This window comes from Pseudomonas sp. NBRC 111123, from assembly GCF_001320205.1.
In the GTDB taxonomy this organism is placed as follows: domain Bacteria; phylum Pseudomonadota; class Gammaproteobacteria; order Pseudomonadales; family Pseudomonadaceae; genus Aquipseudomonas; species Aquipseudomonas putida_J.
Map to the genome: position 1 here is coordinate 54147 of NZ_BCAZ01000024.1, position 19669 is coordinate 73815.

The following is a 19669-nucleotide window of genomic DNA, read 5'->3' on the forward strand; positions in this document are numbered from 1 at the left end:
CAGACAATTATCCCGAGGGATAGGTTGGCCTCAGAACTATACAAGCCCCCGTCGAGCACCAGGTACTGATAACGGACAACAGCGTGCCCGTTTCTGCCAAGCCGGCTGCAGGCCTCATTCTTGATGGGTCCGCTGCGTATACTCGCGCGTCAGGATGTCGCTAGCAGGGGGTGCTTTGTGCTCGATGAACGCCTCGCAAACAGGCCCATCGATTTCGACCAGTCGATCGACGACGACTGGCTGAATCGCTGCGATATCACGCAGCTGGGCCAGGAAGGTGAACTCAGCTACTTCCGCCTGCATGACCCTGCCACTCGCCAGGCCTGGATAGCCGTGCGCGCCCCGCTCGAGGCCCCCGCAGCCTGCCAGCGACTGGAGCGTGACTACCGCCTGCAGTTGGACCCACAATGGGCGGTAGTCCCCTCGGCGTTTGTCCGTTCCGCTGAAGGCCCGTTGCTGGTGTACCCGGCCGGCCGCTCCATCGCCGACTTGATCAGCCAAGGCCCGGTCGACCTTGCAGCCTTTCTCGACATTGCGGCAAACGCCGCCAACGCCCTGGCTCAAGCCCACGAACGCAATGTGTTGCACGGTGCGCTGCAGCCGGAACATGTATGCCTGCAGCCGGACCACCGGGTGCGACTGGGCTGTTTTCGTGCCGACACGCCGGAACTGATCAGCGAACAAGGAAACGCGATCGGCAACTGGGCCTACCTGGCACCAGAACAGATCTGCCCCCATGGCAGCAGCAGCGACCGGCGCAGTGACATCTATGCCTTGGGCGCAATCCTCTACCAATTGCTGCTAGGCGAGCTGCCGCTGGCCGGGCGCGATACCCAGCATTGGCGCCAATTGCATGCCGGCGTTCAGCCACGCACGGCCAGCGAGGTCGACAACCAGGTACCACCGCCGCTAAGCCGGATCCTGGCCAAGGCCCTGGCGAAGGAGCCAGACGCCCGCTACCAGAGTGCCCATGCCCTGGCCGTGGACCTGGCGCACTGCCAACGACAATGGGCCACCAGCCAGACCATCCCCCCCTTCGAGCCCGGTTACGCCGACCCTGTCTTGCCCAGCCGCGGGCGCCTGTATGGCCGCAGTGCCGAACTGAAACTCATCGCGCTGATGCTCAAGGCGCTGCGTCGCGACAGCAAACCCCAGGTGCTGCTCATCAACGGGGCTGCTGGCATGGGCAAGTCCAGCCTGGTGGAGGTTGCACTCAAAGCCCATGCTGAAGGCTTCTGGGCTGTCGGCAAATGCAACAGCCGGGAACAGGCAATACCCTATGCGCCGTGGGTCGAGATCCTCGGTTCGCTGACCACCCAGCTGCTGGCCAAGAACAGCCAGGACCTCGACACCCTGCGCCGCGAGATCCTCAAGCGCATCAAAGGCCACGGTCGGTTGCTCGGCAAACTGGCACCAGACCTGCAACTGATCCTCGGCCCCCTGCCCGATCTGCCGGAAAAACCCACCCGCCTGGCACTGCAGAAAGAACAGCGGGCCATCGTCGAATTCCTGCAAGTGTTCAGCCACCCCGGCCAGCCGCTGGTGCTGTGTTTCGATGACCTGCAGTGGGCCGACGCCGCTACCCGGCAGTTGCTGGCACAACTGCTTGCCCAGCCCCCCGCCAACCTGTTGCTGATCTTCGCCCGGCGCAACGATCAGCAAGCGGCCAATACGCAACTCGCCACACCTGAAAAACTGCACAAGATCACACTGAACCTGCGCCCACTGACCATCGGCGCAGTCACCGAACTGATCGGCGAGCGCTACCACGTCAGCCCTGACGAAGCGTTGCCGGTTGCCGAACTGGTCCTCGACAAGACCGCAGGTAACCCGTTCTTCATCAACCAGATCCTCAGGGCCATGGTCGAGGACAGGCTGTTCACCTTCGATACCCAGGCCATGCGCTGGACGTGGTGCCTGAAGGCCGTGGCCCGGCACCGTTACTCCGATAATGTCGCAGACCTGATGATCCACCGCCTGGCACGGCTGCCGGAGTGCCAGCGCGATGTCCTGCGGATCGCCAGCGCGGTGGGTGGCCGCTGCGATGAACGCCTGCTGCATCGCCTGCTTGCCCCCCTATCGGGCGAACCGCTGAAAGCCATGATTGCTGCGGGCTTCCTGCTACCGGGCCAGAAAGGCCTCGGCTTCGCTCACGACCGGGTGATGGAGGGCGCCTACCAACTCACGCCTGCGCGTGATCGCGCCCAACTGCATGCACGCATTGCGCAGGCCATGCTTGAGGTTTGGCATGACGACTTGCAGAAGGCCGTATTCGAAATCGCCAATCAGTTGCAACGCGCCAGCCCATGCGGGTTTGCAACGAATGACTGCGATGTTTTCCTGCAGCTTTTGCGTGATGCGGCGCTGCGCGCGAGTGACAACGGCGCCTATGAGCAAGCTGCGGCCTACCTGCAGACGTGCGAACAGCTGCTGCGCCAGGACGCCACGGCGCAAAGCCACGCCAGACATGGCTTTGCCATCGCCTGCATGGCGGCGGATTGCGACATGCAACTGGCGCGCATGGCCGATGCCGAGGGCCGGATCATGGAATGCCTCCAGCGCGCGTGCTCGGCGCTGGAGCGAGCACGGGTATGCCGACTGCAGGCACGCCTGCACATGCTGCGCTGCGATTACCAGGCCGCTATCACCACCACCGTCGCCGGCCTCGAACTGCTGGGAATCAGCCTGGCTCGTGGCACCGACCCGCAGCAGGTAGCGGCCAGCCATGCGCATGTCCATGCCCTGATCGAGCGCAAGGGCCGCCATTGCCTGGCGTCTTTACCACGTACCGACTCTGAGGAAGTGGCAGTTGCAATCGGCTTGCTGGCCACCCTGTCGTCGTCGTTTTTCGTGCAGGACGATATCTGCTTCCTGCACCTGGCCAAACTCATGGAGCTGTCGCTGCTGCACGGTGTCGCCCCGGGCAGCACCTATGGCATGGCCTGGTACGGGGTGATGATCGCCGAACGCTTTGGTAGCTACCACGACGGCCACGCCTGCTGCCTGGCCGCGCTCAAGCTGATCGAACGACACGGCTTCGAAGCCGATCTCACCAGTGCGCTACTGGCCCTGGACCAAGTCAGCGCCTGGACCTCACCCATGGAGTTCGCCCGCCGCACTGCGCTGGAAGCGGTCGACTCGACGCGCTTGAGCGGCGATTTGGCCATGACCTGCCACGCCTGCAGCCATTTGGTTTCCGACTCCCTGTTCATGGGCCACTATCTGCCGGAAGTTGCCGAAGAAGTGGCGCAGGGCCTGGTTACCGTGCGCGGTCATGGTTTCAGCGATATCGAACAGATCCTGCACGCCCAACAAGGGTTCGTGGCCAACCTGAGCGGCGCACCCCGCACTGCCTCGCCCACGCGGGCGAACTCACCCACCACAGGGTTCTTCCAGCACCTGTTCAGCGGCATGTCCGCCTTCTACCTGGGCAACATCCCGCATGCCATGCACAGCCTTGGCGCGGCGGGCGACAGCGCCTGGGCGGCACCTGCGCACATCAACCTGGCGGACTACCACTTGTTCCGCGGCCTGGTGCTCGGCAGCCCGGAAGCCTCTGGCAGCCTGGCCGACAAGCTGGCCGAGCTGCATGCCCTGCGCGAGCGCTTTGAACGCTGGGCCAGCTTCAACCCGGTGACCTTCCGCAACAAGCTGCTGCTGATCGAAGGTGTGATCGCCAAGCTCGAAGGCGACGGCCTGGCCGCCATCCGCTGCTTCGACCAGGCACAGATCGCCGCAACCGCCGCCGGTTTTATCCACGAACAGGCGCTGGCCCACGAACAACTGGCAGAAGTGTGCATCCCCAGCGGCCTGATCTCCGGCGCCAACCTGCACCTGCGCATCGCCCGCGACTGCTTCCATCTCTGGGGGGCGACCGGCAAGGTGCACCAGTTGGAGGCCCTGCACCCGTTCCTGCGCACGCAACCCGTCCAGGAAACATACCGCGCCACTCAGCAGGCCAAGCTGGACCTTGAGGCCGGTATCGAGGCCGCGCGGGCGTTGTCCGAGGAAGTGCTGCTCGAAGGCCTGATCGAAACGTTGATGGGCCACCTCACCCAGCACTCCGGCGCTGATCACGGTGCACTGCTGATCGTCAGTGGCGCCGAGTTCCAGATGGCCGCCCTCGCCTACATCGACGATGCCGGGCTGCACGTGAGCATGGATAACTGCCAGCGGTTCATGACCCAGGCGCCGCTGTCGATCATCAACGCCACCATGCGCACCAAGAAGCCGCTGGTGCTCAATGACGCCCTGAGCGAGTGCCCGGAGGCCTTCCGCCAGGAGCTGCACGCGCGTAACGCGCGCTCGGTGCTCTGCCTGCCGCTGGTGATCCAGGGCGTGCTGATCGGTCTGGTGTACCTGGAAAACCGCCTGGTGCCGAACCTGTTCGGCAGCCAGCGCCTGGCCATGCTGGAGATCCTTGCCTCGCAGGCCGCCGTGTCGTTGCAGACGGCCAAGTTCTATACGCGCCTTGCAGAGGACAATCAGGCCCGTGGGCAGATGGAAGAGGAACTGCGCCGATCTCGCACAGAACTGGCACGCACTGCACACCTGCAGGTGATGAACGAGCTGTCGGCGTCCATTGCCCACGAGATCAGCCAGCCATTGCTGGGTATTGCTTCCAACGCCGCAGCCAGCCTGCGTTGGCTCAAGCGGGCAGAACCCAACCTTGAAGAGGCGATTGCCGGCCTGGAAGACATCCGCAATGACAGCGAACGCGCCGCCAATATCGTCCGCGCGCTGCGTTCGCTGGCCAAGCAGTCGCCGATGCAGCTCAAGGCAGTAAAGCTCGACGAGCTGATTCGCGAGGTGCTGCGCCTGACCTCGGCCGATGCCGCCAAGTATGTGGTCGACGTGCAGGCGCGGTTGCAGGCTGGGGTGAGCGTGATGGCCGACCCGGTGCAGTTGCAGCAACTGGTATTCAACCTGATCACCAATGCGCTGGAGGCGCTGGCGGGATATCGCAGTGACGGGGTGTTGCAGATTGCGTCTGTCGTAGCCGGGGATGTGGTCGAGGTCTGCGTGGACGACAACGGGCCCGGCATTGCGGCGGATGAGCGGGAACGGGTGTTTGATGCGTTCCATACCACCAAGAGCGCCGGGCTGGGGATGGGGCTGGCGATCTGCAGCTCGGTGGTGCAGGCCCATGGCGGGCAGTTGCAGGCATTGGTGTCGCCGTTTGGCGGGTGCCGGATTCGCTTCACTCTGCCTGTGAACAACGCGCAACCTGATCTGACCCTTTCGCGGGTAAACCCCCTCCCACAGGGGTAGTGCGCAGCCTCAGGGTTGCACATCCCCTTGTGGGAGCGGGTTTATCGAGGCGTCGAACCGCCGCGAAGAGACCGCTACAGGTTTACATCAACGAGCGCTCAACGCCGCATAGCTGTTCATCAGGTTGCGATAGTTAGGGATGCGCTGCGACAACAGGTTACCCAGCCCTTCGATGTCGTTTCGCCAGTCGCGGTGCAGCTCACAGGCCACCGAGAACCAGTTCATCATCTGTGCACCCGCCTGGGTCATGCGCACCCAGGCCGCTTGCTGCACGGTCTCGTTGAAGGTGCCTGAGGCATCGGTCACCACGAACACTTCAAAGCCTTCAGCCAATGCCGACAGCGTCGGGAAAGCCACGCACACATCCGTTACCACGCCAGCGATGATCAGCTGCTTGCGGCCAGTCGCCTTGATCGCCTTGACGAAGTCTTCGTTGTCCCAGGCGTTGATCTGGCCAGGGCGCGCGATGTAAGGCGCGTCCGGGAACATCTCTTTCAACTCCGGCACCAGCGGGCCGTTGGGGCCTTGCTCGAAGCTGGTGGTGAGAATGGTCGGCAGGCCGAAGAACTTGGCCAGGTCGCCCAGGGCCAGCACGTTGTTCTTGAACTCGTTGGGCGAGAAGTCCTGCACCAGCGAGATCAGGCCAGTCTGGTGGTCGACCAGCAGCACCACGGCGTCGTCTTTGTTCAGGCGCTTGTAGTCAGGTTGGCTCATGGGGGTGACTCCTTGGGTTGGGAAAACGGGCCGGGGCTCATTCAGGGCTTATCCCGAGGGCTTATACCGTCGGATAGATCCGGCTTAAGGATGGGCCTGCGCCTGGCGCCAGGCCTTGGGCGGCTGGCCGACCAGGCGGCTGAAGGCACGGGTGAAATGGGCCTGGTCGCAGAAGCCGCATTCCAGGCTCACGTGGGTAATCGGTGCCTCGGTGACCAGCAGGCGCTTGGCTTTTTCCATGCGCGCCAACAGCCGCCAGGCTTGGGGCGAGAGGCCGGTATTGACCTTGAAAGCGCGGGAGAAATGGCTGCGGGTGAGGTTGCACACGGCAGCGACCTCGATGATCGACAGCGAACTGCGCAGCATCAGTTCCTTGGCCTGGCGCAACCGCGCCGGCGTCAGCGCGCCGGGGGGTGGCAGTGGCTCTTGGGGCGTCCCAGGGTGCATGGCGACTCTCCTGTTCAATGGAATAAGTCTGGCCGCCGGCACATGACAAAGTCCTGAGCCAATGCTGAATTGTTCTTAATTGCGCACTGCTGGCCCTGCCCCTCTTGCCGATACCATAAGATGCATTTCGTATTCAGCTCCAGGCCGCTGCGGGCGGCCGGCATTCAAGGCGATAGAGGTATGCAGGAAAAACACGCTCGACGCACCGTGGCCATGGTGCTGTTCAACGATGTGCTCTTGCTGGATGTGACCGGGCCGATGGACACCTTTGCCATTGCCAACCGGTTCCTGCCCGAGGACAAACATTACCGGCTGCTCACTGTGGCCGAAGACCAGCACCCGATTCGTGGCTCGTGCGGCCTGAAGGTTGTGGCTGACCTGCGCCTGGAAGAACTGCCGACGGGTATCGACCTGCTGCTGGTGCCAGGGGGGCCGGGTGCCTATGACGTCGCCCTGCCGCAACTGGAGCGCTGCTTGCCTGAGGCCGTACGCGGCGCCAGGCGCTTCGGCGCGGTCTGCACCGGGGTGTTCCTGCTCGGGCGCGCCGGGTTGCTTGGCGGCTATCGCTGCACCACCCACTGGAACTATGTGGAGCGCCTGGCGCAGGCGTTTCCCGAAGCCAAGGTCGAGACTGAGCACATCTACGTGATGGACCGCAACCTGATCACCTCTGGCGGCATCACGGCGGGCATCGACCTGGCGCTGGCCATCGTCGCCGAGGACCACGGCAAGGCGCTGGCCCTGGAAGTCGCCAAGGTGCTGCTGGTGGCGCGCCACCGCCAGGGCGGGCAGACGCCTTACGGGCCATTGCTGGCGGCAGTGCCGCGGGACGGCTCGCCGATTGCCCGGGTGCAGGCGTACATCGTCGACCATATCGACCAGGCATTTACGGTGCAGAAGATGGCCGACCTGGTGGCCATGAGTGGGCGCAACTTTGCCCGGACCTTTCAGCGCGAGGTCGGGATCACGCCATTGCAGTACCTGCAAAACGCGCGGATCGACCAGGCGCGCAAGTTGCTCGAATGTGGCGAACTGCCGTTGAAGGTGGTCGCGGCGCGCTGCGGCTTTGGCAGCGACCGGCATATGAGGAAGGTGTTCTGCGAGCGGATCGGCATGACACCGGCGCAGTATCGGGCGCAGTTTGGCGGGGTTTGAGTGGGGTGTTTCCTGTGCCGGCCCCTTCGCGGGTAAACCCGCTCCCACAGGAATTACACAGTTCCTGTGGGAGCGGGTTTACCCGCGAAGAGGCCAGCACAGGCTGTCCCGCTTTGCGGGACAATCTTTCTCCCGCCAGGCAGATTGTCTGACTCTCCCCCAACCTCCAGAATTGTCCGCCAAACTGTTCAAACGCTGCCCCGGCAGCTCATGGAGTACGAGCCAATGCCACACGAAGGCAGCCTTCTGCAAACCGCGGTGATCTTCCTGCTCGCCGCGGTCGTCGCCGTTCCCTTGGCCAAGCGCCTGCAACTGGGGGCCGTAATCGGTTACCTGCTCGCTGGCGTAGCCATCGGTCCGCAAGCCCTGGGCCTGATCCGCGACACCGAAAGCGTCGCGCACATTTCCGAGCTGGGCGTGGTCCTGCTGCTGTTCATCATCGGCCTTGAGCTGTCGCCCAAGCGCCTGTGGCTGATGCGCAAGTCGGTATTCGGCGTCGGCACTGCCCAGGTGCTGCTGACCGGCGCGGTGATCGGCGCCATCGCCCTGTTCGGCTTCGGCCAGTCGCTGCCGGCGGCCGTCGTGCTCGGCCTGGGCTTGGCACTGTCGTCCACCGCCCTCGGCCTGCAGAGCCTTGCCGAAACCAAGCAGCTCAACGCACCCCATGGCCGCCTGGCGTTCGCCATCCTGTTGTTCCAGGACATTGCCGCGATTCCGCTGATCGCCCTGGTCCCGTTGCTGGCCGCCAGCGGCCCGGACACCAGCCATGGCGACAGCCTGCAACACGGCCTGAAGGTGTTCGCCAGCATCGCCGTGGTCATCATCGGAGGCCGCTACCTGCTGCGTCCGGTGTTCCGCACCGTGGCCCGTACCGGCCTGCCGGAGGTGTCCACCGCCACCGCGCTGCTGGTGGTGATCGGTACTGCCTGGCTGATGGAAGAAGCCGGCATCTCCATGGCTTTGGGCGCCTTCCTCGCTGGCCTGCTGCTGGCTGACTCGGAATACCGCCACGAGCTTGAGTCGCAGATCGAACCGTTCAAGGGCTTGCTGCTGGGGCTGTTCTTCATCAGCGTCGGCATGGGCGCCAACCTCAGCCTGCTGCTGGAAATGCCACTGGTGCTGCTGGGCCTGACCCTGCTGCTGGTGGCGGTGAAGCTGGTGCTGCTGGTCGGCGTCGGCCGCCTGGCCGGCGGCCTGAACAGCGCCAGCGCACTGCGCCTGGGCATGGTGCTCGCGGCCGGTGGTGAGTTCGCCTTCGTGGTGTTCAAGCTGGGCAAGGACCAAGGCCTGTTCGACACCCAGACCTATGACCTGCTGCTGATGACCATCACCCTGTCGATGGCCATCACGCCGCTGCTGATGCTCGGCTGCGCCCGTGCCCTCAAACGCCCGCAACCGGCGCGAGAAGTGCCCGAGCAGTACAAGACCATCGACGCCGGCACGCCGCGGGTGGTGATCGTTGGCATGGGCCGCATGGGCCAGATCGTCGCGCGCATCCTGCGGGCGCAGAAGATCCCGTTCATTGCCCTGGAAACCTCGGTGGACACCATCGAGATGACGCGCATGTTCGAACAGGTGCCGGTGTTCTACGGCGACCCGCTGCGCCCCGAGGTGCTGCATGCAGCCAAGGTGGGTGAGGCGGAGTACTTCATCATCACCATCGACGACCCTGAGGCTGCCATCCATACCGCTGAACGGGTGAAGCGCCAGTACCCGCACCTGAAAGTGCTGGCCCGGGCGCGTAACCGCCAGCATGTGCACAAGCTGGCGGATGTAGGCGCCGAACCGATACGCGAGACGTTCTACTCAAGCCTCGAGATGACCCGTCGGGCGCTGGTCGGGTTGGGCTTGAGCGACGAGCAGGCAGCGGACCGGATCGAGCGGTTTGCCCAGCATGACGAGGAAGTGCTGGAGGCCCAGGGGCTCGTGCGCGATGACCGGGCCAAGGTGATGCAGACGGCCAAGGAGGCGCGGGTGGAGTTGGCCCGGTTGTTTGATTCGGATGCGGATTGAGGGTTGGCGCTGTGATATGAGAAGAGGGCTTAGGCCCTCTTTTTCTTTTTTTGGATTCTGGAAGCAGGTGAGGTGCCTGGCGGTATGTTGATTCAATACCACCAGGCGCATGCCTTGAGATTTTCAGCGTCTGTGAGATCGAGCGCCGCCCGCGCGGCGCATCGCGGCTAAAGCCGCTCCTACATCTGTTGCAACGTGCCGAACCTGCGAGGCCATGGCTGCCCGCCTTGGCGCATGTCTCAAGTCATGTGAGGCGGCATCAATGCCCACCTCAAAAACCTGTCATGCCAACAAGGCTGACAACTATGGCCTGACAGGCATGGCCACGTTGCAACAGATGTAGGAGCGGCTTTAGCCGCGATGCGCCGCGCGGGCGGCGCTCGATCTCACAGACACTGAAAACCTCACGACATGCACTGGGTGGCAATGACTCAACATCCAGTCCGGTGTATCACGCCTGTCGTCCAGCTCATTGCATTCCAATCAAACAAAGAAAAAGGCCACTGTTCCCAGTGGCCCTATGCTTCTGCTCGATATTCATGAACACACCCTCAAACCGATTGTATTGAGGTCTCACCCGACGCGGATGATTCAGGCATCAACGGGGTTCCTGATCCCGCTAATGCAGCGGAATGACAACGGGCTTCGCGCTCGGGTCAAACGCTGACAATTCAACCAGGTCGGATCACCGGCTGGAACAAAGTGCAACGAAAAAGGCCGGCCCCATGTTGGGGCCGGCCGCTTATGTTTGAGTTGCTCGCTGTTACTTACCCGCAGTCAAAGCGTTGTAGCTGGTCATCAGGTTGCGGTAATCCGGGATGTGGTTGGAGCACAGCGCCGCCAGCCCTTCGATGTCGTTGCGCCAGTCGCGGTGCAGCTCACAGGCCACGCCGAACCAGGTCATCAGTTGCGCGCCAGCCCGGCTCATGCGGTCATGGGCAGCATCACGGGTCATTTCGTTGAAGGTGCCGGAAGCATCGGTCACCACGAACACTTCGAACTCTTCTTCCAAGGCTGCCAGCGCCGGGAAGGCTACACACACTTCAGTCACCACACCGGCGATGATCAGCTGCTTCTTGCCGGTGGCCTTCACCGCCTTGACGAAGTCTTCGTTGTCCCAGGCGTTGATCTGGCCTGGACGGGCGATGTACGGGGCGTCCGGGAACAGTGCTTTCAGCTCTGGCACCAGCGGGCCGTTGGGGCCTTGCTCGAAGCTGGTGGTGAGGATGGTCGGCAGGTTGAAGAACTTGGCAAGGTCGGCCAGGGCCAGCACGTTGTTCTTGAACTTGTCCGGCTCGATGTCGCGAACCAGCGACAGCAGGCCAGCCTGGTGGTCGACCAGCAGGACTGCAGCGTCATCTTTGTTCAGGCGGTTGTAGGTGAATTTGCTCATGGTCTGTGCTCCTGACGTTTATGAATTTTTCAGCAATCTGGGGTGTTTCGCGTTGATGAGCACAGATTAAAATCATCACCTTTACGGCGGTAGACTGCGAAAATTGCCTTTAGCGTTCCATTTGGAGAACGACCATTGGAAGACCTCAATTCCCTCTACTACTTCACCCAAGTCGTGGAGCACGGCGGCTTCGCCCCGGCCGGGCGGGCACTGGACATGCCCAAGTCAAAGCTCAGCCGGCGCATCGCCGACCTTGAGGACCGCCTCGGTGTGCGCCTGCTGCACCGCACCAGCCGCCACTGCTCACTCACCGAGATAGGCCAGGCCTACTACAACCGCTGCCTGGCCATGCGGGTCGAGGCCGAGGGCGCAGCCGAGATCATCGAGCGCAACCGCAGCGAGCCGCGCGGGCTGGTGCGTATCAGTTGCCCGACCACCCTGCTCAACTCCTGGGTCGGGCCGATGCTGACCCGCTACATGCTCAAGTACCCGCAGGTGGAGCTGTTCATCGAGAGCACCAACCGCCGTGTCGACCTGCTGCACGAGGGCTTCGACATTGCGCTGCGGGTGCGCTTCCCGCCACTGGAGAACACCGACATGGTGATGAAGGTGCTGAGCAACAGCACCCAGTGCCTGGTCGGCCAGCCGCAGTACCTGGAACAATTGCCGAAAGGCTTCGACCCGCAGCTGCTCAGTACGCTGCCGAGCCTGCACTGGGGTAGCGCCCAGCGCGAGTACCAGTGGGAGCTGTTCCAGGGTGAGGACAGCAGCCGCAGCATCGTAATCCCGCATACCCCGCGCATGGTGACTGACGACTTGTTTGCCCTGCGCCATTTCGTGGTAGCTGGCGTGGGCATTGCTCATCTGCCGCGAGTGGCCGTGCGCGAAGACCTGGCGGCTGGCCGGTTGGTTGAGCTGATTCCTGACTGGCATCCGCGTTGCGGCATCGTCCATGCGATCTTCCCGTCGCGACGCGGGTTGTTGCCGTCGGTGCGGGCGTTGATCGATCATCTGGCCGAGGAGTTCGCGATCAGCGACATGGCTTGAGGCCTGGGCAGCCTATGCCGGCCTCTTCGCGGGTAAACCCGCTCCTACAGGGGCCGCGCAGACCTCAGGCCTGTGGTGATCCTGTGGGAGCGGGTTTACCCGCGAAGAGGCCAGTACAGGTAAAGCATATGTTCCAGCACACAGTTACAAGACCCCTGGCCTATCCTTGCTCCACAGTCCCGGATCATCCCCCTTGGAGGCCCCATGATCCGCGCCAATCACGGACCAGGCCGCGCCCTGCTCGCCACCCTCGCCCTTTACCCGGTATTCAGCCAGGCAGAAGATGCCGGCTGGTCGCTGCTCAGCCGCAACTACTTCCTGCACAGCGACTTCCGCTCGCCCTCCGCCAGCGGCCAGAACTACCGCCAGGAGTGGGCCCAAGGCTTCATCGGCGAAGTCCGCTCGGGCTTCACCGAGGGCACGCTCGGTGTCGGCCTCGACGCCCATGGTTTCCTCGGGCTCAAGCTCGACGGCGGTCGCGGCCATGCCGGCACCGGCCTGCTGCCACGTGACAGCGATGGTCGAGCTGAGTCCAACTACTCAAGCGCCGGCGCCGCGCTCAAGCTGCGCCTGGGCAACACCCAGTTGCGCTACGGCGAGATGACCGTCGAAACACCTGTGTTCGACACCGGCGACAAGCGCCTGCACCCGGAATACGCCACCGGCTGGTTCGTGGAAAACACCGACCTGCCCGACTGGCGCCTTCAGGCCGGGCGCTTCACGGCCTTCAACAACCAGGCCAACAGCTCCACCCACGACGATTTCAGCGGCTATGGCGCCACCACCAACAACCGCGCCATCAGCCTGGCCGGCGCCACCTTTGCGCCGCACGGCCCATTCGGCGGCGCGCTGTACGCCGGGCAGCTGGAAGACACCTGGCGCCAGGCCTACCTCAACCTGAATTTCGCCGAGGGCAACTGGCGCCTGGACGGCAATCTCTACAAGACCCGTGACACCGGTAACGCCAGCGCCGGGGCGATCGACACCCTCGCCTACAGCCTGCTGACCAAGTACAGCTTCGGCGCCCAGGCCCTGACCCTGGCTTACCAGAAGGTCGAAGGCGACACGCCGTTCGACTTCGTCGGTGGCGACTCCATCTACCTGGCCAACTCGATCAAGTACGCCGACTTCAACGGCCCCGGCGAGCGCTCGTGGCAACTGCGCTACGACCTCAATTTCGCCACCCTCGGCGTCCCTGGGCTGAGCCTGATGGGCCGCTATGTCAGCGGCCGTGGCATCGACGGCAGTCATGCCCCAGCCGGCGGTGCCTATGTGGGCCAGCAAGGCCAGGGCGGCAAGCACTGGGAACGCGACGTCGACCTGAAATACGTGGTCCAGTCCGGTGCCGCCAAAGACCTCAGCCTGTCGTTCTCCCACGTCAGCCACCGCGCCAACCAGGCCCAGGCCGGCGATGACCTCGACCGCATCTACCTGATCATCGAATACCCACTCAAAGGCAGCTTCTGACATGAGCAATTCCCCTTCAGGTGCCTGGAGCCCGCTGCGCAACACCACCTTCCGCATGCTGTGGATCGCGACCATCGCCTCCAACATCGGCACCTGGATGCACGAGGTGGGCGCCGGCTGGCTGATGACCACGCTGTCGGCCAGCCCGCTGCACGTGGCACTTATCCAGGTGGCTGGATCGCTACCGATGTTCTTCCTCGCCCTGCCGGCCGGCGCGGCAGCAGATATCGTCGACAAGCGTCGCTACCTGCTGCTGGTGCAGCTGTGGATGTCGTCGGTCGCCGTGGTACTCGCGGCGCTGACCCTGCTCGGGCTGATGAACGTCACCCTGCTCTTGGTACTGACCCTGGCTCTGGGCATCGGCACCGCGCTGATGATGCCAGCCTGGAGCGCGCTGACGCCGGAGCTGGTGGGCAAGGAGGACCTGGCCAACGCCGTGGCCATCTCCAGCGTGGGCATCAACGTGTCGCGCGCTATCGGCCCGGCGCTTGCCGGCGTGGTGGTGAGCCTGGTCGGCCCGTGGCTGACCTTCGCCTTGAATGCGGTTTCCTTCGCCGGGGTGATTCTGGTGCTGTTCCTGTGGAAACGTGAGGTGAAGGAGCCGCTACTGCCGGCCGAGCGTTTCATCGGTGCCATGCGCACCGGCCTGCGCTTCGCACGCAGTGCCAAACCCTTGCAGGCCGTGCTGTTGCGGGCGTTGGCATTCTTCTTCTGCGCCAGCGCCGGGACTTCGCTGCTGCCACTGATCGTGCGCGGTGAAATGCACGGCAGCGCAGCCGATTTTGGTTTGTTGCTGGCAGCCATCGGCATCGGCGCGGTGGCCGGCGCCACGCTGCTGCCTCGCCTGCGCGAGCGCATCAGCCGTGACCGCCTGGTGATGCTTGCCAGCCTGCTGTATGCCCTGTTCCTGCTGGCCTTGGCGCTGGTGCGCAACTTCTATGTGCTGCTGCCGGCGATGCTGCTAAGCGGCGCGGCGTGGATCGCGGTGCTGTCCAACCTGCAGGTGGCGGCGCAGACCTCGGTACCGGCCTGGGTCCGGGCGCGGGCGTTGTCGGTGTACATCCTGATCTTCTTCGGCGCCATGGCCAGCGGTGGCTTGCTGTGGGGTACGCTAGCCAGCCATGCTTCGATCACCCTGAGCCTGTTGCTGGCTGCAGGCGGCCTGGCGCTGGGTACGTTGCTGACCTGCAAGGTCACCTTGCCGGAGACCGAGGCCGAAGAGCTGACGCCGTCGCTGCATTGGCCGGTACCCGTCCTGAACGATGACATGGACAAGGAAAGCGGGCCGGTGATGGTCACCGTCGAGTACCACATCGAGCCGGCCAAGGCCGAGGCATTCCAGCTGGCGGCACGCGATCTGGAGGCGATGCGCAAGCGCAATGGCGCATTGTCGTGGGGGTTGATGCGTGACAGTGCTGACCCTTCACTGTGGCTGGAGTTCTTCTTCGAGGAGTCGTGGCTTGAGCACTTGCGGCATCACCATCGGGTGACCCGGGGAGAGCTGAAGATCGAGGCGAAGGTGCGGATGCTGCAGACCGATGGGGTCGAAGTGAAGATCCGTCATCTGTTGGCTGGCCCAGGGCACAAGGCACACCATTGATTCTGGCTTTTCTGGCCTCTTCGCGGGCAAGCCCGCTCCCACAGGGACCGCACAGGCCTCTGGCCTGTGGTGATCCTGTGGGAGCGGGTTTACCCGCGAAGAGGCCGGCACAGAAGTAACAAAAAGGGGGCCAAGAACTGGCCCCCTTTTCACATCAGCTCAGCTTAGAAGGCGAAGCACGAGCAACCCAGCGCGCCCCAGAAGCCTTGGTAGTCATTCACCGGCACGCTCGAATGCCGCGCCTTTTCATGGCTGTGCGCATGCACCCCGCATGGCCCGCTGCACTGGTGCACGGCGGCCGCCAGCGACGGCGTGCCCACACGCCAGTGCCCCGGCACCTTGACCACCGGCGACCACTCCGGCAGTACCGGCACCTGCGCTGGGCCGAGCTTGTCGAATTCAGCCGCGCCGTACACCACCTTGCCGTCAACGATGGTCAGCACCGACTCGATGCCCTTGATCGCTTCTTCATCGACACTGAAGAAGTCCAGCGACAGTGCCGCCAGGTCGGCCAGCTGGCCGACCTTGATCTGGCCCTTCTTGCCCTGCTCGCTGGAGAACCAGGCGCTGCCCTGGGTGAACAGTTGCAGCGCGGTGTCACGGCTCAGGCCTTCCGGGTACAGCTCCATGCCACCTACCGTCTTGCCGCTGACCAGCCAGTACAGCGATGTCCATGGGTTGTAGCTGGACACACGGGTGGCGTCGGTACCGGCACCCACCGGCACGCCCATATCGAGCATGCGCTTGATCGGCGGGGTCTGCTCGGCAGCCTTGGCGCCGTAACGGTCGACGAAGTATTCACCCTGAAAGGCCATGCGGTCCTGAATGGCGATACCGCCGCCCAGCGCACGCACGCGCTCGATGTTCTGCGGGGTGATGGTTTCGGCGTGGTCGAAGAACCAAGGCAGACCGTTGAACGGGATATCGCGGTTGACCTTCTCGAACACGTCGAGCATGCGCGTGATCGATTCGTTGTACGTGGCGTGCAGGCGGAATGGCCAGCGTTGCTCGACCAGGTGGCGCACCACCGGCTCCAGCTCTTCTTCCATGGTCTGCGGCAGGTCCGGGCGCGGTTCGAGGAAGTCCTCGAAGTCGGCAGCGGAGAACACCAGCATTTCGCCAGCGCCGTTGTGGCGCAGGAAGTCGGTGCCGCTGTGCAGCTTGACGCTGGACGTCCACTTGCGGAAGTCGTCGAGCTCTTCCTTGGGCTTCTGGGTGAACAGGTTGTAGGCGATGCGCACGGTCAGCTGGTTGTTGTCGGCCAGCTCCTGGATCACCTGGTAGTCGTCGGGGAAGTTCTGGTAGCCGCCGCCGGCATCGATGGCGCTGGTCAGGCCCAGGCGGTTCAGCTCGCGCATGAACTGGCGGGTGGAGTTGACCTGGTACTCCAGTGGCAGCTTCGGCCCTTTGGCCAGGGTGGCGTACAGGATCATCGCGTTCGGGCGGGCAATCAGCATGCCGGTCGGGTTGCCGAACTTGTCGCGCTGGATCTCGCCACCCGGCGGGTTCGGCGTGGTCTTGTCGTAGCCAACGGCCTTGAGCGCAGCACGGTTGAGCAGCGCGCGGTCATACAGGTGCAGCAGGAACACAGGGGTGTCGGGCGCAGCCTGGTTGATTTCTTCCAGGGTCGGCATGCGTTTTTCGGCGAACTGGAATTCGTTCCAGCCACCGACCACGCGCACCCATTGCGGGGTCGGCGTGCGCGCAGCCTGGTCCTTGAGCATGCGCAGGGCATCGGCCACCGACGGCACGCCTTCCCAGCGCAGTTCCAGGTTGTAGTTCAGGCCACCACGGATCAAGTGCAGGTGCGAGTCGTTCAGGCCCGGGATCACCGTGCGCTGCTTGAGGTCGATGATCTGCGTGGCGCTGCCCTTGTGGGCCATGGCCTCGGCGTCGTTACCCACGGCGATGAAGCGGCCATCCTTGATGGCGACGGCGGTAGCGGTGGGCTTTTCGCGGTCAACGGTGTGCAGTTTGCCGTTGAACAGAATCAGGTCGGCGGTCATGGAACCTCCTTGGGTGGATGCGTGAACGGAACCGGCTTGGCCGGTGAAGGGCAATGCGGACCAGAGAGCGCCGGCTGCACCTAGCACGGTGCTGGTGGCGAGGAACTGGCGACGGGTCTTGTCGTTGCGGTCCTGGGACATGGTCTTCTCCGTCTGGGGGCGGCGGCAGGCGCAACTGTGGAGCATGCCGGTTGACACAACGTCAGGGCTTGGATAGATGTGCGGTGGGCTGTAGAAGGTTAGCCCTGTTCAAGCTTTGTGCTGCCTGGGCGGGCCTCTTCGCGGGTGAACCCGCTCCTACAGGGACCGCACAGACCTCTGGCCTGTGGTGATCCTGTGGGAGCGGGTTTACCCGCGAATGCCTCCAACAACTCACTTCTGCAGGAACGCCAGCAAGTCCTCATTCAGCTGCTGGGCATGAGTCACCGCAAACCCGTGCGGCGCGCCGGCATACACCTTCAGCTCAGCCCCACGAATCAGCTCCGCAGCCTGCTTGCCGGTGGTCTCGAACGGCACGATCTGGTCGTCATCGCCGTGGATCACCAGGGTCGGCACATCGATCTTGGCCATGTCCGGGCGGAAGTCGGTCTCCGCAAACGCGGTCACGCAATCCAGGGTGCCCTTGATCGAGGCCATCAGCGCAATGTTCAGGGTCTGGGCCTGCACCCCCTGGGACACCTGCTGCCCATGGTTGATGCCATAGAACGGCGCAGCGAAATCGGCAATGAACTGCGCACGATCGGCACGCAGGCCAGCACGAATGCCTTCGAATACCGACAGATCGACACCCTCGGGGTTGTCGTCGCGCTTGCCGAACACCGGCGTCACCGCGCCCAGCAGCACCAACCCGGCCACCCGCTCGCTGCCGTGGCGGGCGATGTAGCGGCTGACATCACCGCCCCCCATCGAGAAGCCCACCAAGGTCACGTCACGCAGGTCGAGGTGCTCGATCAGCTGGGCGATGTCGTCGGCGAAGGTGTCGTAGTCGTAACCGCTCCACGGCTGGCTGGAACGACCGAAACCGCGGCGGTCGAAGGCGATGGCGCGGTAACCGCGGCTGGCCAGGAACTCCATCTGCGAATCCCACATGTCGGCATCCAGTGGCCAGCCGTGGCTGAACAGCACTGGTTTGCCGCTGCCCCAGTCCTTGTAGTAGATCGAAGTGCCGTCGCGGGTAACGAGAGTGGTCATGTCGGTATCTCCTTGAAAGGTTGAAGGTGAAGGCGTGGCTCAGCCCCGCAGCCAGTTGGCGCAGCGGCGGGTTACCCAAGGCATGATGTAGAACACCACGGGCAGGATGACGAACAGGTTGACGATCAGGTTGCCGCTGATCGGGCCACCCAACTGCGGGAAGCGCGCGAACAACGGCGCCAGCAGTTGCGGGATGACCATGGTCATCGGGCAGATCACCAGGTAGGTCAGCAGCGCCTGTTTCCAGCGCGGCGGTTGCGCCGTGTTGACGCTTGGCGGGGTGAACCAGAACTCCGGGTCATCGTGCACCTGGGTGTGGTCACCGCCGTCGAGCAATGGCAGCACTTCGTTGACCAGTGCCTGGCGTTCGGCCGAGTTGACCCAGGCCTGCAACAGGCCGGCGTCGGCGAAGCGCACCACGGTGGTGAAATGCAGCCCACCTTCGTCAGGGCGGATGACGTTGACGTCCAGATGCCCCGGCTGGCGGCGCGCGGTGCTTACCGTGCGCTTGAGCCATTCTTCGTAGGCCGCCAGCGACTCGGCGCGGGCCTTGTGCTGGATGACCAGGGTCACCACGTTGCGGTTGTCTTGGAATGCGGTGTTCATCGGCGTTCCTTGGGATGAGCTTGCCCGCATCCACTGTGCGACGGCGGACGGGCGGAGGATTGGATAAGTGTGCTGCCCTTGCCGGGCACCGACTGGCGGTGCCCGGCTGCCGGCTTACTTGTTGGCGTTGAAGGCGTTGTAGCTGGTCATCAGGTTGCGGTAGTCCGGGATGTGGTTGGAGCACAGCGCGGCCAGGCCTTCGATGTCGTTGCGCCAGTCGCGGTGCAGCTCACAGGCCACGCCGAACCAGGTCATCAGTTGCGCGCCGGCCTGGCTCATGCGGTCGTGGGCGGCGTCGCGGGTCATGGCATTGAAGGTGCCGGAAGCGTCGGTCACCACGAACACATCGAACTCTTCTTCCAGGGCTGCCAGCGCCGGGAAGGCTACACACACTTCAGTCACCACACCGGCGATGATCAGCTGCTTCTTGCCGGTGGCCTTCACCGCCTTGACGAAGTCTTCGTTGTCCCAGGCGTTGATCTGGCCTGGGCGGGCGATGTACGGGGCGTCCGGGAACAGTGCCTTCAGTTCCGGCACCAGCGGGCCGTTGGGGCCTTGTTCGAAGCTGGTGGTGAGGATGGTCGGCAGGTTGAAGAACTTGGCCAGGTCAGCCAGGGCCAGCACGTTGTTCTTGAACTTGTCCGGCTCGATGTCGCGAACCAGCGACAGCAGGCCAGCCTGGTGATCGACCAGCAGCACGGCAGCGTCGTCTTTGTTCAGGCGGTTGTATTTGAATGGGGTCATGGTGGTAGCTCCTAA

13 protein-coding genes are annotated in these 19669 nt (G+C 63.8%); 6 read left to right on the forward strand and 7 right to left on the reverse strand.

Annotation, left to right across the window (positions count from 1 at the left end; translation table 11 throughout):
• Positions 1-177: 177 nt before the first annotated feature.
• A complete protein-coding gene (locus tag APH27_RS14170) occupies positions 178-5271 on the forward strand; it encodes an ATP-binding sensor histidine kinase (RefSeq protein WP_060485143.1) in 5094 nt (1697 codons plus the stop codon).
• 87 nt (positions 5272-5358) lie between these two features.
• On the opposite strand, the gene ycaC (APH27_RS14175) is transcribed toward APH27_RS14170, so the two are convergent.
• Both ycaC (APH27_RS14175) and APH27_RS14180 read right to left on the reverse strand, forming a co-directional pair.
• The gene (gene ycaC, locus APH27_RS14175; protein WP_004375560.1) at positions 5359-5985 is read right to left on the reverse strand and encodes an isochorismate family cysteine hydrolase YcaC; all 627 of its coding nucleotides are present in this window, start codon (positions 5983-5985) and stop codon (positions 5359-5361) included.
• An 84-nt stretch (positions 5986-6069) separates the two neighbouring features.
• Positions 6070-6432 (reverse strand): AraC family transcriptional regulator, encoded by a 363-nt coding sequence (locus APH27_RS14180; protein ID WP_027916981.1) that lies wholly within the window; start codon positions 6430-6432, stop codon positions 6070-6072.
• A gap of 180 nt (positions 6433-6612) precedes the next feature.
• Here APH27_RS14180 and APH27_RS14185 point away from each other — a divergent pair, with 180 nt between their 5' ends.
• Positions 6613-7587 carry a GlxA family transcriptional regulator gene (locus APH27_RS14185; protein WP_060485144.1) on the forward strand — a complete coding sequence of 325 codons (975 nt, stop codon included), beginning with the start codon at positions 6613-6615 and terminating at the stop codon, positions 7585-7587.
• Positions 7588-7812: 225 nt separating this feature from the next.
• On the forward strand, positions 7813-9600 hold the full coding sequence (locus APH27_RS14190) for a monovalent cation:proton antiporter-2 (CPA2) family protein (RefSeq protein WP_060485145.1): 1788 nt from the start codon (positions 7813-7815) through the stop codon (positions 9598-9600).
• A 763-nt stretch (positions 9601-10363) separates the two neighbouring features.
• Here the strand turns inward: APH27_RS14190 and ycaC (APH27_RS14195) are convergent.
• Entirely contained in the window at positions 10364-10993 is a 630-nt protein-coding gene (ycaC, locus tag APH27_RS14195; protein WP_060485146.1) for an isochorismate family cysteine hydrolase YcaC, read from the reverse strand.
• A gap of 135 nt (positions 10994-11128) precedes the next feature.
• Between ycaC (APH27_RS14195) and APH27_RS14200 the strand changes: the two genes are divergently transcribed.
• The 3 genes from APH27_RS14200 (at position 11129) to APH27_RS14210 (ending at position 15107) form a co-directional block, all read left to right on the forward strand.
• Positions 11129-12040 carry a LysR substrate-binding domain-containing protein gene (locus APH27_RS14200; RefSeq protein ID WP_027916985.1) on the forward strand — a complete coding sequence of 304 codons (912 nt, stop codon included), beginning with the start codon at positions 11129-11131 and terminating at the stop codon, positions 12038-12040.
• Positions 12041-12244: 204 nt separating this feature from the next.
• Entirely contained in the window at positions 12245-13507 is a 1263-nt protein-coding gene (locus tag APH27_RS14205; RefSeq protein ID WP_060485147.1) for an OprD family porin, read from the forward strand.
• Between the two features lies 1 nt (position 13508).
• On the forward strand, positions 13509-15107 hold the full coding sequence (locus tag APH27_RS14210) for an MFS transporter (protein WP_060485148.1): 1599 nt from the start codon (positions 13509-13511) through the stop codon (positions 15105-15107).
• A gap of 164 nt (positions 15108-15271) precedes the next feature.
• Here the strand turns inward: APH27_RS14210 and APH27_RS14215 are convergent, their stop codons facing one another.
• The 4 genes from APH27_RS14215 to ycaC (APH27_RS14230) form a co-directional block, all read right to left on the reverse strand.
• Complete coding sequence (locus APH27_RS14215) at positions 15272-17254, reverse strand: amidohydrolase (protein ID WP_033695923.1); 1983 nt, start codon at positions 17252-17254, stop codon at positions 15272-15274.
• 231 nt (positions 17255-17485) lie between these two features.
• Positions 17486-18304 carry an alpha/beta fold hydrolase gene (locus APH27_RS14220; RefSeq protein ID WP_060485149.1) on the reverse strand — a complete coding sequence of 273 codons (819 nt, stop codon included), beginning with the start codon at positions 18302-18304 and terminating at the stop codon, positions 17486-17488.
• 39 nt (positions 18305-18343) lie between these two features.
• A complete protein-coding gene (locus APH27_RS14225; protein WP_027916990.1) occupies positions 18344-18910 on the reverse strand; it encodes an antibiotic biosynthesis monooxygenase in 567 nt (188 codons plus the stop codon).
• Positions 18911-19024: 114 nt separating this feature from the next.
• Positions 19025-19654, reverse strand: coding sequence for an isochorismate family cysteine hydrolase YcaC (gene ycaC, locus APH27_RS14230; protein WP_060485150.1), 630 nt, complete (start codon positions 19652-19654; stop codon positions 19025-19027).
• Positions 19655-19669 lie beyond the last annotated feature (15 nt).

Coding starts and splice junctions, on each gene's coding strand:
- ycaC (WP_060485146.1), bottom strand. CDS start 10,993: ATGAGCAAATTCACCTACAACCGCCTGAACAAAGATGACGCTGCAGTC.
- APH27_RS14190 (WP_060485145.1), top strand. CDS start 7,813: ATGCCACACGAAGGCAGCCTTCTGCAAACCGCGGTGATCTTCCTGCTC.
- ycaC (WP_004375560.1), bottom strand. CDS start 5,985: ATGAGCCAACCTGACTACAAGCGCCTGAACAAAGACGACGCCGTGGTG.
- APH27_RS14180 (WP_027916981.1), bottom strand. CDS start 6,432: ATGCACCCTGGGACGCCCCAAGAGCCACTGCCACCCCCCGGCGCGCTG.
- APH27_RS14185 (WP_060485144.1), top strand. CDS start 6,613: ATGCAGGAAAAACACGCTCGACGCACCGTGGCCATGGTGCTGTTCAAC.
- APH27_RS14215 (WP_033695923.1), bottom strand. CDS start 17,254: ATGTCCCAGGACCGCAACGACAAGACCCGTCGCCAGTTCCTCGCCACC.
- ycaC (WP_060485150.1), bottom strand. CDS start 19,654: ATGACCCCATTCAAATACAACCGCCTGAACAAAGACGACGCTGCCGTG.
- APH27_RS14225 (WP_027916990.1), bottom strand. CDS start 18,910: ATGAACACCGCATTCCAAGACAACCGCAACGTGGTGACCCTGGTCATC.
- APH27_RS14205 (WP_060485147.1), top strand. CDS start 12,245: ATGATCCGCGCCAATCACGGACCAGGCCGCGCCCTGCTCGCCACCCTC.
- APH27_RS14210 (WP_060485148.1), top strand. CDS start 13,509: ATGAGCAATTCCCCTTCAGGTGCCTGGAGCCCGCTGCGCAACACCACC.
- APH27_RS14220 (WP_060485149.1), bottom strand. CDS start 18,304: ATGACCACTCTCGTTACCCGCGACGGCACTTCGATCTACTACAAGGAC.